Source organism: Elusimicrobiota bacterium (assembly GCA_041660925.1).
Classification (GTDB): domain Bacteria; phylum Elusimicrobiota; class Elusimicrobia; order UBA1565; family UBA1565; genus JBAZUV01.
The window spans coordinates 185,534-201,683 of record JBAZVI010000001.1 but is presented as its reverse complement, the minus strand read 5'-3'; the positions used below and the strand labels follow the sequence as shown (position 1 = coordinate 201,683).

13 protein-coding genes are annotated in these 16,150 nt (G+C 65.3%); 7 read left to right on the top strand and 6 right to left on the bottom strand.

Annotated elements, in window-relative coordinates; translation table 11 throughout:
* Window positions 1–3 precede the first annotated feature (3 nt).
* On the top strand, window positions 4–906 hold the full coding sequence (locus WC969_00815; protein ID MFA6028370.1) for an alpha/beta hydrolase: 903 nt from the start codon (window positions 4–6) through the stop codon (window positions 904–906).
* A gap of 64 nt (window positions 907–970) precedes the next feature.
* Window positions 971–1,585, top strand: a complete 615-nt coding sequence (locus WC969_00810; protein ID MFA6028369.1) for a hypothetical protein — start codon at window positions 971–973, stop codon at window positions 1,583–1,585.
* A gap of 3 nt (window positions 1,586–1,588) precedes the next feature.
* Here the strand turns inward: WC969_00810 and WC969_00805 are convergent, their stop codons facing one another.
* The gene (locus tag WC969_00805; protein ID MFA6028368.1) at window positions 1,589–2,647 is read right to left on the bottom strand and encodes a hypothetical protein; all 1,059 of its coding nucleotides are present in this window, start codon (window positions 2,645–2,647) and stop codon (window positions 1,589–1,591) included.
* 103 nt (window positions 2,648–2,750) lie between these two features.
* Between WC969_00805 and WC969_00800 the strand changes: the two genes are divergently transcribed.
* Entirely contained in the window at window positions 2,751–3,365 is a 615-nt protein-coding gene (locus tag WC969_00800; protein MFA6028367.1) for a hypothetical protein, read from the top strand.
* A gap of 12 nt (window positions 3,366–3,377) precedes the next feature.
* Here the strand turns inward: WC969_00800 and WC969_00795 are convergent, their stop codons facing one another.
* Window positions 3,378–4,463 carry a hypothetical protein gene (locus WC969_00795; protein ID MFA6028366.1) on the bottom strand — a complete coding sequence of 362 codons (1,086 nt, stop codon included), beginning with the start codon at window positions 4,461–4,463 and terminating at the stop codon, window positions 3,378–3,380.
* 183 nt (window positions 4,464–4,646) lie between these two features.
* On the opposite strand from WC969_00795, the gene WC969_00790 reads away from it, so the two are divergent.
* On the top strand, window positions 4,647–5,633 hold the full coding sequence (locus WC969_00790) for a hypothetical protein (protein ID MFA6028365.1): 987 nt from the start codon (window positions 4,647–4,649) through the stop codon (window positions 5,631–5,633).
* A 370-nt stretch (window positions 5,634–6,003) separates the two neighbouring features.
* Here the strand turns inward: WC969_00790 and WC969_00785 are convergent, their stop codons facing one another.
* Entirely contained in the window at window positions 6,004–6,336 is a 333-nt protein-coding gene (locus WC969_00785; protein MFA6028364.1) for a DUF190 domain-containing protein, read from the bottom strand.
* Window positions 6,333–6,941, bottom strand: a complete 609-nt coding sequence (locus WC969_00780) for a CsgG/HfaB family protein (GenBank protein MFA6028363.1) — start codon at window positions 6,939–6,941, stop codon at window positions 6,333–6,335. Before WC969_00780 ends, WC969_00785 begins: the two co-directional genes overlap by 4 nt.
* Before the next feature lie 260 nt (window positions 6,942–7,201).
* Here WC969_00780 and WC969_00775 point away from each other — a divergent pair, with 260 nt between their 5' ends.
* From WC969_00775 to WC969_00765, 3 genes are all read left to right on the top strand, one after another.
* On the top strand, window positions 7,202–9,724 hold the full coding sequence (locus WC969_00775) for a Gfo/Idh/MocA family oxidoreductase (protein MFA6028362.1): 2,523 nt from the start codon (window positions 7,202–7,204) through the stop codon (window positions 9,722–9,724).
* On the top strand, window positions 9,702–11,474 hold the full coding sequence (locus tag WC969_00770) for a hypothetical protein (GenBank protein MFA6028361.1): 1,773 nt from the start codon (window positions 9,702–9,704) through the stop codon (window positions 11,472–11,474). Before WC969_00775 ends, WC969_00770 begins: the two co-directional genes overlap by 23 nt.
* Before the next feature lie 68 nt (window positions 11,475–11,542).
* On the top strand, window positions 11,543–13,348 hold the full coding sequence (locus WC969_00765; GenBank protein MFA6028360.1) for an ATP-binding cassette domain-containing protein: 1,806 nt from the start codon (window positions 11,543–11,545) through the stop codon (window positions 13,346–13,348).
* Between the two features lie 245 nt (window positions 13,349–13,593).
* Here WC969_00765 and WC969_00760 read toward each other — a convergent pair whose 3' ends face one another.
* Together WC969_00760 and WC969_00755 are read right to left on the bottom strand one after the other, a co-directional pair.
* On the bottom strand, window positions 13,594–15,399 hold the full coding sequence (locus WC969_00760) for a hypothetical protein (GenBank protein MFA6028359.1): 1,806 nt from the start codon (window positions 15,397–15,399) through the stop codon (window positions 13,594–13,596).
* A gap of 151 nt (window positions 15,400–15,550) precedes the next feature.
* Window positions 15,551–16,063, bottom strand: a complete 513-nt coding sequence (locus WC969_00755; GenBank protein MFA6028358.1) for a hypothetical protein — start codon at window positions 16,061–16,063, stop codon at window positions 15,551–15,553.
* Window positions 16,064–16,150: the final 87 nt, after the last annotated feature.

Below are 16,150 nucleotides of genomic sequence, written 5' to 3'. Positions count from 1 at the left end.
CCGATGAAGAAGCGGACGCTCCTGCGCGCCGGGGCGCTCCTGCTGGTCCCGGCCGCCTTCCTCCTCGCCTGGGGCTGGGGGCATCCGGCGAAAGTGTACGAAGGGGCCAAGCGCGCGCGCCTGCGCCTCGCCGGCGCGCGGCCGGCCGAATCGGGCGGGCTCAGGGGCTGGATGCGCGACGACTGCTCCCTCGAGGGGGACTGCCGCTGCGTGGCCCTCGTGCACGGGCTCGGAGATTCCTACGTCAGCTGGGACGCCCTCCTCTCCCGTCGTCGGCCGGGCACGCTGATCTACGCCTTCAACATGCCGGGAACCGACGGCTCGCAGGCGCCCGCCGACCCCTCCGGCTACGGCATCCGCGCCCAGGCGCGGACCCTGCGCGGGGCCCTCGAGCCGCTCTGCCCGCGCTGGACGGTCGTCGGCAACAGCCTGGGGGGCTGGATCTCCGGCTGGCTCGCGCTCGACTGGCCGCAGGGAGTGGAGCGCCTCGTGCTCGTGGGGGCGGCCGGCGTCGACGACCCCAGCGGGAGCGCCGAGAGCGCCGCGCGGGTTCTCGCCTCCCCGGACGTTCCCAAGGTCCGCGAGTTCATGGACAAGGCCTATTGCCGTGCGCCGAAGCTTCCCGAGCACATCCTGCGGGAGATCGCCGCGCGCATCGCCGCGCGCCCCACGAAGGCCATCACCGACCAGCTCTCCAAGAAGGAGCTCCTCGAGAAGCGCCTGAAGTCCCTGCGGGTCCCGACCGAGATCGTGTGGGGGGAGTGCGACCGGATCCTTCCCGTCCCGATGGGAGAGACCTTCAAGCGCCTCATCCCCGGCTCGAAGCTCACCGTCCTTCCCGCCTGCGGCCACATCCCCCAGAAGGAATGCCCGGACGCCCTGCAGAAAGTCCTATTCCCTTCGTAGCACGCGCGGGACAGCCGCGAGGGGATTGCTTTAAAACGTTCAAAACGCCTAAACTCTCGAGGATATGAAGACAAAGAACCCGATTCGATGCTGTCTGCCTTTGCTCCTGGGCCTCTGCCTCCAGCCCGCCGGTTCCCATGCACAGCCCTCACGGAACGGCCCGGTCGTACACGACGACGCCTACTGGAACCGGGGCTTCGGGATGCCTCAGGCCGGCGACAACTATTCCGTGTCGCTCCGCGCCGATGAGGTGGATGCTCTCGCTCGACAGGTCGATGCGGTGATGCTGAAGAGCGGTGCGACGCTGACCGGCGACAACCGGAATGGCTTCAACCAATCCTACAACGGGGAATCGCGGCGCGTCATCCAGTTGAACTACACGCTCCCTTCCGATTCGGCGGAGAAGGCCGCTCGGAAGCTCCTGGAGATGGGGGAACTCACCAGCTACTCCCTGAACAGGCAGAACAATAAGGAGATTCAGCAGCAGGTCCAGGAGCGCATCGGGATACTGGAGCGCGAGCTCGCGAACAACAAGGCCGCGCTGACCGAGATGCCGGCGGCGACGTACTTCCTCACGACCCGCCTGCGATCCCTGCAGGGTTCGCGCGACGCCTATCAGCGGTCAGCGTCCAAGAGCTCCATCTCCGTCCAGCTGTCGACGCCGCCTGGGAAAAGATAACTCTCAGTCGGCCCGAAAGCCGACGGCCACGAATCGCCCTTTCCGGATTCGGGAGAGGAGCCCTGCCGTGGGCTGCAGCCTTTCGATCTCCGCCTGCGTCAGCGCCACGACATGAGGGACATCCCGACGCAGGGACTCCGCCGAGGAGAGTTCTCGTGAGAGGACCTCCACGCGCTCATCGTCCGTGACCGAGCCCGCGTAGCGGATCCGCGGGATCTCCGTCCAGGCCCGGAGTCCGGGCAGCGAGGTCAGAATCCGCTGAAGATCCTTCTGTGGGAGCATGGTGACGATCGCGGTGCTCCTCTTATTGGGTGAGAGAGAATCGCAAGCGGGCTCTTCGTAACGCTCTCCCAGCCGGAGCAGGCGCGTGAGGATCTTCCGCTCTGCCTCCGAGCCCGGGGCGGCGGTGTATTCGACGAAGAGGCGAGGGGCTTGAAGGCACGCGGGATAGGTCGTCCGCGCCCAGGGCTTGAGCCAGGACGGATCGCGGTCCTGCTCGGCCTGAGCGACCGGATGCGCGGGGCGGCGCCCCCAGAGTTCTTGAGTCGAGACGGCTCTTCCTGCCGCCGGATGCGCCGCAACGATCTCCAGCAGCGGCTGAGCCGCCATCTCCCTCGCGGCGATGAACTTGTCGAGGGTCCAGAGCTCCGCGTCCAGGAGGCCTCGAATCCCCGGGAAGCTCGAGGATGATTTTTCGATGGTCGCGGACTCCTGGCGCAAGACGTCACGTTTGAAATACAGCTCCTCGTTTGCGGGCGGGTCGGTGCAGGATATCTCGCGAGTTACGATCTTCCCGCGTCTCTCCAGCTTTTGGAGGATCTTGTCGATCTCCGATATGCTCGTACGGCAATAGGCGTAGAGCGAGTCTCCCGCGGGATCAGCCGGGACGAACCCACAAGGTCGTGCGGCTTGTCCGATTGTGCGGAGGTCGTCGGTCGTGAGGGTGATTCGGTGGTGGCAGTACGAGGGTGGGAAGGAATAGGGCCGCGTCCAGAAACCCGGCGCCAGGACATCGGGCTTTGTGGACCAGGCCGATGCCGCGAGAAGCAGTGCGAGGATCATGGGGTCACGCTATCAAGGATGGGGCGTGCGGGCAAGAGGGGGCGCGCTTGCTCTTATCGGGCGGGCGGTTGTAGAATGGGATGGTCCGCAAAAGGAGGAGTAAATGAGCATATTGAACGTTTTTGCGACCGTCCTGTCGGGTGCCCTCTGGGCGTCGCCGCTGTCGGCGGATTTCCCCGACGGCTACTGGGATCGGGAGTACGCCGGCGGGAGGCAGAGTCTCACGTACAGCCTTTCCGTCGTCGTGGATGATCCCGTCTCCGTCCGGCCGGAGATCGAGGCGATTCTGAAGACGTCGGGCGGAAAGATGAACGCTTTTACGGACCAGACGTCGATGCCGACGGGGTATGACGGCGGGATATCGAGGGCGCGACCAGCGTATTCCTGGAGCTGGCAGATGGCGGAGAAGGACGCCGGGAGGATCGCCCGGAAACTCATCGCTCTGGGACGACTGCTCAGCTACAACGTGAACACCCCGTACGCGACGCCGTATGCGAAGGACCTCTCGGAGCGCATCGAATGGATTGAGAAGGAGAAGAGATTGTCGGCGGCCGCGCTCAGGACGATGCCGGTCAGCCGCGCCCTGCTCGAGGGGAAACTCAAGCGGCTGCGTGCGGCGATGGACGCGGTGAAGGCGTCCGAGAACACCGCCGTGCTCTCCATCCAGCTGCTCCGCGAGGATCCGGATGCCGGCCAAAAGAAGGGGGTTCAGCCGTAGTCGTACGGGGGGTCACTCGATCGCTTCGACGAAGAGGAGGCGGCGTTCACGGGCGCGGGAGAGGTTGTCGGCGTAGGGCCGCAGCCGCTTGAGCTCGTCTGCCGCTACCGCCCGCATGTTCGGCGCATCGACGAGGCCCTCGCCGGCCTTCTTCAGGTCGCGGGACAGTCCGGCGAACTTCTCGTCATCCGGGATATCCGTGGTCCTCTTTGCGGCGCCGGCCTCTTTCCATTTTCGCAGTTCGAAGTCCCTTGTGAGCCGCTCCCGAATGAGGGGGAGAGCCTGCTCGTCGACCCACCATCCTTCGCCGCGTCGGCGACAGCCGTCGTCCGTGTAATGCTCTCCGCCATTCCGCATGAGGGCGTTCAGGCGGTCTTCCGCGTCTCCCAACGCAGTCACGGCGGCGTAGACGGTCGGGACGAGCATGCAGACGGGATGGCTCGCTCTCACCCAACGGCCCGACTCCGGGTCCGTCCCGTTCACCGGGACGGGAGGGAGGCGCCGCTTCGCCATCTTGACCGCGACATGCAGCGGCGTCCGGGAGTGGGAAGGTTCGCGGGCGGCTTTGTCTTCGTCCCACTGAGTTCGGATAACGACGACGATTCCTTCGAACATGCGCGCGTGCTTCTCGGCGGCGACGTAACGGTCGAGGTCGTCTATGCGCGCTTCGACGACTCCTCGGATGGAGGGTATCCTGGCGGCCAGAGCCGAATGCGCTTCCCCTTCGTTCTGAAGGATATCTCTCATGCGAGCGAGTTCCGGATATTCGGGGGCCGGGTCCGGGTCGCAGTTGCGGGCGTAGTGGGCGAGCTTCCCTAGCGATTGGAGAGCCGCGGTCTCATCGCCCGCGTTCTCGGAGAGCATCTCCCACCTGACGATCTCGTGACTCGCATCGGACTTCCTGTCCTTTGTGCCGCGGCTCCGCACGAGTTGTTCGGCGAGGAGCGCCGGCTTCTCGTGTTCGATGTTGAAGGTCCGGATGCAATAGTTCAGCGGGAAGTCGTAATCCTGCTCCCAGGGGAGGTCGGCGGTGGGGGTTTGCGCAAAAGCGGGGGTCAGGGGGCACAAGAGCGATGCGACAGCCAGGAGTCTGAGCATACGTGGAGACTAACACTGAGAGCGCGGGTTTGCAAGACTCTCGACATCCCCCTCCTCTCTGCGGTGTTAACGTGTCGTTCTCTCGGCCCACCCGGACAGAACCCCAGGGAATGGACCCCTCGTCGGTGAGGAGAGGGACACTCGACCCTTCCGGGAGGGACCCGCTCCCGGTATCCTCTGAGCGTGATGAAGTTCGACCGCAAGGGCTCCCTCGGCGCGGCGACCCTCCTGATCCTCGGGCTGTCTCCGTCGTCGGCAAGCGCGCAGGTCGTATACGCGCCTGGGCGGGGCGCGGCTCAGCCGGTGCCGATCGTCGTCCCGAGCGTCTTCCCCTCGCTCCTGTCTCCGCTGGTTCCGCGCGGACTCCGGGGACTCGTCCAACCGATGGCGGCCGGACTGCCGAAGATCGAGTCGCCGCAGCTCCGGTCGGCGGCGCTAGCCGCCCGCGACCTTGCACGCCCGGTCGAGACGAAGGGAACCGTCCGAACGAAGGATTCTCCTCGGAACGCGCTGAAGAACGCGGCGGCGGCGCTGTCCTCGGCGGACTCTCCCGAGGAGCGGGCGGCCGTCCTCGAGGGGCTGTTCTCCGGGGACGGGGAGGACGGGGCTCCGACCGAGGTCTCGCTCGACGGGGACCCGCTCGAGACGGTCCAGGCGCTTCTGGACCGTTCGGGACCCCTGACGGGAGAACAACGGAAGTTCCTGGGCGCCTGGCTGCCGTCCATGCTGAGAGAGGGGAAGATCGGGCGGGCGCCCACCGACGAGGAGCGGGAGAGGATGGAGGACTGGTTCCCGGGGCTTGCGGGGAAGGACTGGAGAGTGACGGGCGCCGAGTGCGCCGAGGTCAACTGCTACGCATGGGCGATGGGGGAGGGCCGACGGACGGGCGCTCCCACGGTGGGGATGGACCGGCTGGCCATCATCGCCGACGTGTACGGACTGGTTTCGCAGGATGCAGGAGAAGCCGAGGATGACGCGGCAGTCGCGGAGTTCGCGAAGTCCTATGGCCCGAGCGTTCCCCCGTTCCCGACCCATTGGAGCCGGCACCTGGCGGGGCCGTGGTGGGAGAGCAAGATCGGCGGCAATCTCCGCATCATCCACCGACTGCGCGACCTGGAGGGCGATGCGTACTACGGCCAGGTGAGCCGCTTCTACCGCGGAGTCCGGTAGCCAGGAATCCCCGACTGGGGATCCCAGGGTGGTTAAGTCCCGTTTGCGAGCCGTCGCGGCGCGCGTCTCAGTGTAGTCCTCTCGCGCCGCGTATCGGTTCCCTCCCGGCGCCTGAGGGCGGGGGGTACCCCCCATTCCAGCACGGGAAGATGATCGGTCGTCCTTCCCGCGATAGCGGCCGTCGCCGATCGGATGGCACGAAGGCTCCGAGGAACTGTCATGCTCCGCTTTTTGGGGGAGGCTGACCGATGCACGGGGGTGACGGCCGGGAGGGCGGCCCATCGCCGAGCACCGCAATGGCCGTCGCCGTCTGAGGAGCGCAGGCGATGGGAAGGACCCGGCCGGCAGGACCCCGCCGACTAACGCCTCCTTAATCCAGCTTGTAGTGGAGGGCTTCGACGGGCTGGAAGGTGACGAGGGCTTCGCGGATGAACTCGTCGAGGCGCGGCTGGAACTTTTTCAGCTTCTCCTCGGCGTCGACGATCTCGATGAGGACGGGCGGGTTGTCGTCGTGCTTGATCATCTTGCCCGCGCGCGCCTCGGCTTTGTAGCCGTAGCCCAGCACGCCCTTGAGGACGATGGCTCCGCCCAGGCCGTCCTGGCGGGCGGCCTCGACGATGGCCTGGTAGACGGGGCGCCCCTGGAAGCGGTCGTTCTCCTCCAGGTAGATGCGCATGAGCGTCTGGCGGGAAGGGGTCTTCATCTGGGAGGCAGGGACTTCGCGAGGTCGCGGGCGAGCTTCTCGCCGACGCCCTGGAGGGCCTGCTGGATGAGGGCGTCCGGGGTCGCGAGCGTGCCGAGCTTGCCGCCGAAGGCGTGCTTCTCGGCGCTCTCCGCCTTCCCGGCGGCCCGGCCGGAGCCCAGCAGCTCTCCGGTCTCCACGTCCACGATGCGCGCCTCGACCTCGACGTCCACGAAGCGCGTCGTCTTCTCGGCGATCTTCACGCTGCGGCCTTCCTCGCGCACCGAGATCGAGGTGATCGAGCCCAGCACCACGGCGCTCGCGTTGAGCCCCTTGCCCACCTTGGAGGCCGTCGCGCTGTCGGTGAGCCCGCTCTGCTGGAGCTGGAGCTCCTGGAGGGCGGCGTCGACGCGGGCGCGCTCGATGAGCCGCAGGCGGCCCGTGCGCACGAGGGCGCCGGCCAGGGCGTCGGCAAGCCCGCTCGCGTGGGGGGTGAACTCCTTCTGGGCGGCGGTGAAGGCGAAGGGCATGACCGCCGCGAGGCGGCGCTGTTCGAAGGGGTATTCCTTGAGCGTCCCGCAGGCGGCGAAAGCGAGGACGGCGCAGAGGGCGGCGGCTTTTTTCATGTTCCTCCGAGGGCTCGACACAGGCAGTATCCCTATTTTCCAACGGCTCCGTCAATTCGGCCCCGGGAGCTCCGGGAGGCGCCGCCCATCGGCGTTCACGGCGCTGGTTTCAGCCGGCGTCGGTTTTGGGAACCATGCCGGTTAGACCGAAAAACCGACGGGACGAACCTGAAGGGACCGCGTCAAGACCGGCCCTTCCCGTTATCCTTGAAGAAGCGACGGAGACCGACGACGGCCTCCTCTCGCTGGAGATCGCAGCCATGAAGAACGCCAAGAGACCGCTCGCCTGCGCGCTCGCGCTGGCCGTGCTCTGGAGCTCCTTCCCGGGGGCCGCCTATGGCCAGAGCGTCCTCCTCAGCCGGCCGGTCAACGCGCAGACCGCTCCCGTCGCGGGGCTGTCGTCCGCCGCGCAGGTCCGCTTCGCGTCGGGCATCGCGTCCCTGTCCTCTCAGCTCTCCATCCTTCCCTCGTTCTCCGCCCTCCAGACCGTCCAGGCGCTCCCGGGGAGCGTCCCGGCCTCCTCCGCCGCGGCTCTGCGCGCCGCCTTTATAAAGGATGCCGTCGCCTTCATCGACGCGGCCGCTCCCCAGGGGGGCGCGGAGTCATTCGAGGTCGAAGCCGGCCGGGCGGTCAAGGGCGCGCTGCTCGATCCTCAAGGGTACGGCGCCCGGATCATCGCGGACCTCGGGAAGAAGGACGGGGACCAGGCCTCCTCCGAGGGGACGCTGGCCGCTGAGGCGCTGTCCCTGATCGCAGGCGCCCCCGCCTCCGATGCGGGGAGCCGCAGCGCGATCGCCGCGGCTCTGGCCGGGCTGCGGCTCGACGCCCCCGGGACGCTGGACGCCCTCTACGACCGGCTCCGGACGCTCGAGGCCGGGGAGTTCAAGCCCGCCGCGGACGAGGCCCCGTCCGTCCCGGTCGTCCAGGGGCCGCGCTTCCATCACATCTCGAACCTCTCCTACGCGCGCGACCACGACGGCCCGACCGCCGCCGAGGTCCTCGGCCGTCCCGACGAGGTCATCGGGCTCATCGGCGTCGGGAAACAGGGACAGCGGCATCTGGACACCCTGGTGACGCACGGGGTGCGGGTGAGGGCCGTCGATCGGACCATCAGCGACGAGCTGCGGGCGCAGTATGCCTCGTCCGACGCGCTGAGCCTGGAGCAGGGAGACGCCTCCGAGGTCCTCGCCGACCCGCGCGTCAAGGCGGTCATCATCGTCACGCCGGGGAACACCCATCACGCGATCGCGAAGCAGGCCCTGCTCGCCGGAAAGAACGTCCTGGTGGAGAAGCCCTTCACTCAGACCGCGGAGCAGGCCGAGGAGCTGGTCGCCCTGGCCGAGGCGCGCGGCCTCATCCTCATGGTGGGGCACAACCGGTACTACCTGCCGCACTTGCAGCGGCTCAAGGACATGATCGCCGGCGGGAAGCTGGGGAAGATCCTCTCCGTCGAGGGGCACTATCTCAATCCGCCGCAGAAGTTCGACCGCACGCACACGGCCCTGGAAGGGCTGGGCTATCACCAGCTCTACATGATCGACGCCTTGATGGGGCAGGACGGCCCGAGCAAGCTGGTCGGCGCGGTCTCTTCGGAGAGCCGGGAGACGGTGGGCCTGAAGCTCATGTACGGCGAGGTCCCGGTCACCGTCAAGCTCTCGCGCGAGTACGACGGCCGCAAGACCCGCGACATCGTCGTCGTCGGCAGTGAGTTCACCGCGACCTTCGACTACGGCGGAGAGCCCGCGTTCACCCGGCTGGAGATCCGTCCGACCCCCCACGCGCTTTCGGACGAGCAGGCCGCGGTCGACGAGGCCGCGCTGGCCGCTCTGCGCGAACAGTCGGCGTTCAAGACGGAAGCGGAGGCGGAGCCCTCGCTCGACCACCAGCTCCGGGCTTTCCTCAAGGCGGTCCGTACGCAGGAGACCCCTCCGAGCAGCGGACGGATGGCCATCCGCGTCGTCGAGACCCTCGACGGCGTCCGCGCGGCGCTCGGCGCCTCCGGGGTGTATTATGCGGATCCGAAGGTCTCGGCGCCCCTCATCGTCCGGCTGGCCCGCGAGATCCACGACCGGCTCGGGGACAAGGGCGGGATGGTCGCCATCGACGGGACGGCCGGCGTGGGCAAGAGCACGATGGTCCGGGCCCTGGCCGACCTCTATGAGCTGATGTACCCGAAGAACCGCAGCATGGTCGACAACCTCGACGAGGTGCGGTTCCCGATGAAGATCTGCCTGGCGCTGAAGAGACGCATCCTGGGCGAGGACCTGACCGACGAGGAGGAGCGGATCCTGAAGGAGCACGGCTGGGAGACGGTCCGGCCGGGGGAGCCCTTCGTCGACGAGGAGAGCCTGTGGCGCAACGACGTCGTCGAGCTGGAGCTCAAGGAGATGCGCAAGCTCTTCGACGTCTTCGCCCCGGAGGAACAGGTGATCGTCACGAGGAAGAGCGCCTATGTCAGCCGCGACTCGAAGCGGTTCTACGCCGACAAGCAGTACGTCTACCGGCCGGGCGACGTCGTGTTCATCGACGGGAAGTCCGCCAACCGCGAGTCCTTCTCGGGCTATACCGACCTCCATGTCCGCCTGCGGGACGCGCTGGACGCGGTCCGCAAGAGATTCGAACGGGACCGGGGAGTCTTCCTGAATCCCGTGGAGCTGGCGAAGCATATGGATTATTACGCGAAGGTCATCCTGCCCAGCTGGCTGTCCTACGATGAGCGGACCCGCGCGAACATCGACCTCGAGGTGGACATCCCCGGCAATGAGATCCATCGGCTCCACTAGGGCCGTCCTGGCCGCCGCGCTCGTCCTGGCGCCGGGCGCCGGAGCTTTCGCCCAGGCGATCGTCATCTCGGGCGCGCAGGCGCCGTCGTCCGTCTCGGTCTCCCCGGTCCCGCCGGTCCGGCTGCCGTTTCCCGCGCAGACGGGAGCGGGGTCCTCGATGGAGCTCCAGCCGGTCTCCTCTCTGCCGAGCGCGGGAGAGGCCCCGACGGTGCGGGAAAGCGCCGCTCCCGCCCGGAGCGCGGGCGAGACGGTCCCGGCGGACGTCTCCGTCCTCCCGTCGGCAGCGCAGGCGGGGAGCGGGGACACCTCTCCGGCCGCCGCCAAGGCCTCCTCACCCGGGCGTGAAGGCCGCCTCCAGGCCCGCGTCCAGTCGTTCCTCCAGCGGTACCCGACGCTCCGGGTCTTCGTGCCTTCCGCCCCGGGCGTCGGCCACCAGTCCGCGGCGTCCGTCCTGCTCCAGCGTCTGCGCGAGCTCGGCTTCTCGGGGGAGTTCGAGGTGGTCTACAGCGGGAGTCGGGAGACCAAGTCCAAGATGGACGTGGTCCTCCCGGGCTTCGAGCCGACCGGGACGGACGTCCAGCGCGTCGCGGACGCCGGCGCGCTCGCCATGCCCATGGCCGAGCTGCACAGGAGCGGCCGGCATCTGGCGCTGGGCATCGTCTCGGCGACCGACGCCGAGCTCGCCCCCTCCGACCTCGATGTCGACCACCTTCTGACCGTCCAGCCCTTCCTCTGGGCCCCGGCGTCCCTGCAGGGTCCGGGAGACCTCGAACTCGCGGGCGCGCACAAGACCCTCAAGACCCTGCCCATCGTCTACGAGCTCCCGGCCCCGGAGTCGCCCGCGGAGTTCATCGCGCGCGAGACCGCGCGCTCCACGCGCTTCGCGCCGAAGGCCGCGGGCCTGCAGGCGATCGCGGGGGCGCTGGAGCGCAGCGACCTCCTGCCGGTCTACGACAATCCGGAGAAGTCCGGACTCGAGAAGCTCCTCCTCCTTCTGCGCGGAGTGCGCAGAGCTCAGGAGCGGGCGCCGCAGGCCTTCCGGCCGGGGGGAGTCCTCCTCCCCGTCTTCTGGACGCTCGACGCCGCGGGGATCCGCAAGCTCGAGGCGCTCATCCTCCGCGAGCCCGCCTTGAAAGGGAAGGTTCGGATCGCCAGCGTCGAGGACCCGGGCCTCGCCGGCCGCATCGCCGCCCTGCGTCAGGGCGAGGCGCTCGTCATCGCCGCGGGCGGCGTCCCGCGCAAGGTCTTCGAGTTCTTCTACGCGCAGGCGGACCTGCCGCCCGTGGCCGCGGGAGTCAACGCCCAGAACCTGCTCGCGCTCCTGGGGAAGCCGTTCTTCCACGCCCTCTACCTGACGGCGCGGAGCATGTTCGAGACCCATCGCTTCCAGCGCATCCTCGCGCGCGCGGACGCCGCGTCCCGGGAGGTCTTCGAGGAGGGCCAGGACGCCCTCGCGGGGGTCGAATGGACGGGCCGCAGCGACCGGGCTCAGTCCGCAGAGGACATCGCCGCGTTCATCCTCGCCTCCCTGACGCCGGACTCCGGCCTGCGCCGCATCTTCGAAAAAGGCCGGATCGCCGACCCGCGCTTCGACCGGGTCCTGCTCGCCCTGGATGCCACGCGCAGAGTCCTGGATGAGCCGGGCACCGCGCGCGGTTCGAAGCGGAAGCCCTGGTCCTGGCTCGAGAAGCTCCGGTCGGCGGCCGCGGCGTCCGTGCTCGGCCTGCTGGGCTCTTCGGGACGCTCCTGACGTCCGGAGGGCCCCGTCGCGCATGGTATCATGGATGAAGGGCCCCGCTCGCCGCGGCGCCCGAGAACATGGCGATCCTGCTGAGTTGTCAGAAGATATCCAAGAGCTACGGCAAAAGGCCGCTCTTCGAGGGCCTGTCGTTCGGGCTCTTCGAGGGCGAGCGCACCGGGCTCATCGGGCCCAACGGGACCGGCAAATCCACGCTGCTCAAGATCCTGGCCGGGCTCGAGACGGCCGATGAAGGGCTCTTCTCTCCTCGCCGGGGGATCCGCGTCGGTTATCTGGCCCAGGAGGAACGCTCCGAGAGCCCCGCCGAGGCGCTGAGCGTCCGCGGTGCCGCCGTCGAGGCCGTGCGGGACCTGGGTCTGGAAGACTGGGAGATCGACGTCCGCGTCGACGAGGGCATCCTGGCCGCCGGCTTCCCGGATCCCGCGCAGCACGTCTCCAAGCTCTCCGGCGGCTGGAGCAAGCGGCTGGCCATCCTCAAGCAGGTCCTGCGCAGGCCCGACCTGCTCCTGCTCGACGAGCCCACCAACCACCTGGACCTCGACGGCGTGCTGTGGCTGGAGCGCTTCCTCTCCGGCCTGGAGTTCTCCTTCCTCGTGGTCACCCACGACCGCCGCTTCCTCGAGCGCGTCACCAATCGCGTCATCGAGCTCGACAAGCGCTACCCCGACGGCCACTTCAGCAGCAAGGGCAACTACAGCGACTTCCTCGAGAGCCGCGAGGCCTTCTACGCCGCCCAGGCCTCCCGCGAGGAATCCGTGCGCAACATCGTGCGCGGCGAGATCGAATGGCTGCGCAAGGGGCCCAAGGCGCGCACCACCAAGCAGCAGGCCCGCATCGACCGTGCCGGCGAGCTCATCGGGGAGCTGGGCGAGCTCGAGTACCGCAACTCCCAGGACCGCGCCGCCGACATCGACTTCACGGGCTCCGAGCGCCGCAGCAAGCGCTTGGTCGAGACCGTGGGCGTCGCCAAGAGCCGGGGCGGCCGCAAGCTCTTCGGTCCGCTCGACCTTCACCTGGGTCCCGGCGACAAGCTCGGCCTGCTCGGCGAGAACGGCAGCGGCAAGAGCACCCTGCTCAAGCTCCTCGACGGGAGCCTTCTCCCGGACGAAGGGCTCCTCAAGCGGGCCGACGGGCTGCGGGTCGTCACCTTCGACCAGCACCGCGAGCAGCTCGACCCCGACATGAGTCTCAAGAAGGCCCTCTGCAACAACGGGGAGCACGTCCTTTATGAGGGAGCGCGCATCCACGTCTGCGGCTGGGCGTCCCGGTTCCTCTTCCGTCAGGAGCAGCTGGAGTACCCGCTGCGTCGGCTCTCCGGGGGGGAGAAGTCCCGCCTCCTCATCGCCCGGCTGATGCTCCAGCCCGCCGACGTGCTGCTGCTCGACGAGCCGACCAACGACCTCGACCTCCGCTCTCTGGAGGTGCTGGAGAAGAGCATGGCCGAGTTCCCCGGCGCGCTGGTCCTGGTCACCCACGACCGCTACCTGCTCGACCGCGTGTGCCGGAGCATCCTGGCCCTCGACGGCAAGGGTCAGGCGCGCGCCTTCGCCGACCTCGCTCAGTGGGAGGCGTGGAGGGAGCGCCAGCCCGACGCCCCCGCGCGGGAGAAGAGCGCTCCCGCGCCCAAGGCGAAGTCGAAGTCGAGCGCGAAGGAAGCGGCCGTCATCGAGGCCGCCATCCACGCCGCCGAGAAGCAGGCCGCGTCGGCCGCCGCGGCGCTGGAGGACCCTTCCGTCGCCCGCGACTTCGTCGAGCTGGCCAAGCGTCAGGAGAAGCTCGACGCCCTCAACCGGAAGATCGGGGAGCTGTTCGCCCGCTGGGAAGAGTTGGAGACGCCCCGGGCGGAGCCCGGGGCGGGCGCCTAGCCGGCGTCGACGTCGAGCTCGCCCGCAAGGGCGTCTTTCCAAAGGCAAAATGGCCCGCGCTGACTCGTGCGGCGGAGGTACTATCCACTGCATCGATCTATATCGATGACTCTCCGGGTCCGGAGTTGCACGAGATGGGGCGCCGCCTGGCGGGGTTGGATCGAGAGTTGAGGAAAAAGAATCAGCGTTTGGGGGCGGTTGTCTTCGCGTAAGGGCGACGGGGGAATGCGTCAATCGGGAGGAGGTTATGGCCCCCTAAATACTCCTGGGTCGATGTCCATGGCGTCCTGCTTTTTATAAATGGGTTTCATGTCGGAGTCTTCAATTCCCATAGTGCTTTCCTCTCCGTCATATCCATCTACTCTAAAACGATAGGAGAACTCGAATGGGAAGTCACCGGCAGGACAAAGCGGCACTTCGAGCTTCCAAGTGGTTCCGCCTTTTTCTCGCTTCATGGGCCAGCGGTTTATATCCACTAGTGTGAATTGGACAGTCTTAATTTTTGTTTTTGGATGTCCTTTGGGCAAATCCATACTCAAGTCGTAGTGGAATGTGACTGTTTCTTTTTCGAGAAGGCGTTCGCAGGATTTTCTTATACCTTCGGTCTCGGTGCTAGACAATCTGGAGATCTGTTTACAAGATTTCTTTTCATTCATACTTAATTCAGCGCATTCGCCCGGGGACAATGTCGAAGCCTTGTTTTTAAAAAATGTCCCCAGAACAGCTAAGGCATGAGTGCCCACTTGTTGAGACGGATCATTTAAAGCGTTGGCTAGTGGCAGGATTACGTCTGAGCCTCCTTTTTCCCCAAGAACCTTGACCAGACTTAACCGGAACTGCGCATCACTGTCCGGATCCTCGTATGCTGTAAGTATATTGTGGGTCCGCAATTTGGTCACTGCCTCAATAAGGCGACCGTTATCCTCACACTGCTCATTGCATCGACGAAGCTGCTCCAGCAGGAGACTTCCAGCGATTGGGGGACCTATCGCACGGATGTTTTTTAGCCGATTAGCGATCGGCTGATTTGCCAAAAATTCGCTTAGAGATGCTCGAGCAGAAGGAGTGTGGCGCAGGCTCATAATCACAAATGGCCACAAGTTTTTATCCGAACAGAGTTCGAAGAGCTTCTGCCAATCGTGTTGTTTAAGCTTGAATAGTGCTTGGATCGCCTCGCGACGAACACGGGGCGCCTCCGTCGCATCATTCATAACCATGGATAACTGATCTATCGCTCGCTTATCTCGGAGTTCGCCTAGCGAATAGGCGATGACCGCGCGCTTAATCGTTTCCCGCTGGCCCACGATTTCCTCACCGAATCGAGTCCGTGCGACATCCTTCATCTTGGCGAATGCTGTTATGTGCTCCGGTAGGCATAAGGTTTTACGGACCTTATGATCGTCGAAACTCATCGACTTCTCGCCAAGCGACTTATCCAGGGAAGATGTTCGCGAATAGAGAGACTCAATAAGGCAATCTGCGGTGGCCTTGTCGTCAGTGGAGACCTTTACCAATTGGGAGGCGAAAATTGAAAAAATTTCGCAACCGTTGTCTATTGTCCCCCGTGCCTTGGGTTGAGACAACTCGTAGTCAATCAGACCTCGGAGGTGGGGGGCCTTTCCTGCCGACGTCATCCGCGCGATCGTTCTGGCCAGGGCGATACGTTTCGGATTGTGCGGACCCATTTTCAGAAACGCATCTATGGCTCTTAACAATCCCTTTTCTTCTTTATCTTCTTTCAGCGCGAAAAGCTTGTAGACCGCATAGCTGGAAATACGATTCTTCTTACAGAATTTTACGACCCTGCTTTTCTCAATTTTCTTGAGATCGATCTGAACTCCCCTTTTCTTTGCCGTTTCCTCAGCATGGCTATTGGCGAACCTCTCCGCGATATCGAGATCATCGGCCTTATGCCAGCCGAGGACTCCAGGCTGTCCCTCCCAATTCGGAGCGAGGTTCCCATCGTTATTGCAAGGATATTCAGGGACATCGGCGAAAGAGGCGACGGTGCAGAAAAATATAACCGTAGCGCCATACAGGATGCATCTCACGCATATGCGCATCTGAATTCTCTCCATGCATGCAATCGGGATGCTTACAAAGGGCACTCCATCACGAGCACACGCGCAACCTAAGTCAGATAAAAAATGCCCTCGCAAAAGCAAGAGCATTTCTTATTCTGTCCGAAAACGACAAGGGCTGTTACTGCTTCGTGTCCAGAGTGCTAAAGAAGTTCTCGACGATCGCTCTGACCTTCGCCTTCACCATATCGAGCTTCTCAGGCCGAATGCCGATGACAACTGCGCAACCATGTCCCGTGTACATAATCCTTTCCACAGTCTCAAAATCCGAGATTTTCGAGGCGCTCTTTGCGAATTCATCGGACTCAAGGTAGCGTGACTTCTTGGTCGAACCGGATTCTCCGGCCTGAATGCCTACAATCGTCGAACCCAATTGAGAGATTGCCTGCCTGCGGGCAGCATCACATGCCTGGAGGTATAAGTCATTTTCCTGCTCGCGAGTGGAAACTGTCCCGCCCGGTTTATTTTTCCCAATCATCTCGCTGAGTTTCGATCCATCTGCCGCAGCCCAGCCCTCTGCAGTAAGTTGCTTCACTCTGTTGAGAGTCGTTTTGTTGGCACGCTGCATCGAGGGCATGCAGCCGGCAACCAGCAAAATCCCCGTAAACCCAATGAATAGCCGAGCAATTTTCATCCAGCCTCCATAATTATGCTGACCGCAGTTGATTATTGGCGATAAGGATACAGGTGTCAAGGCCCAGAATTAACTCGCGATTAGGAC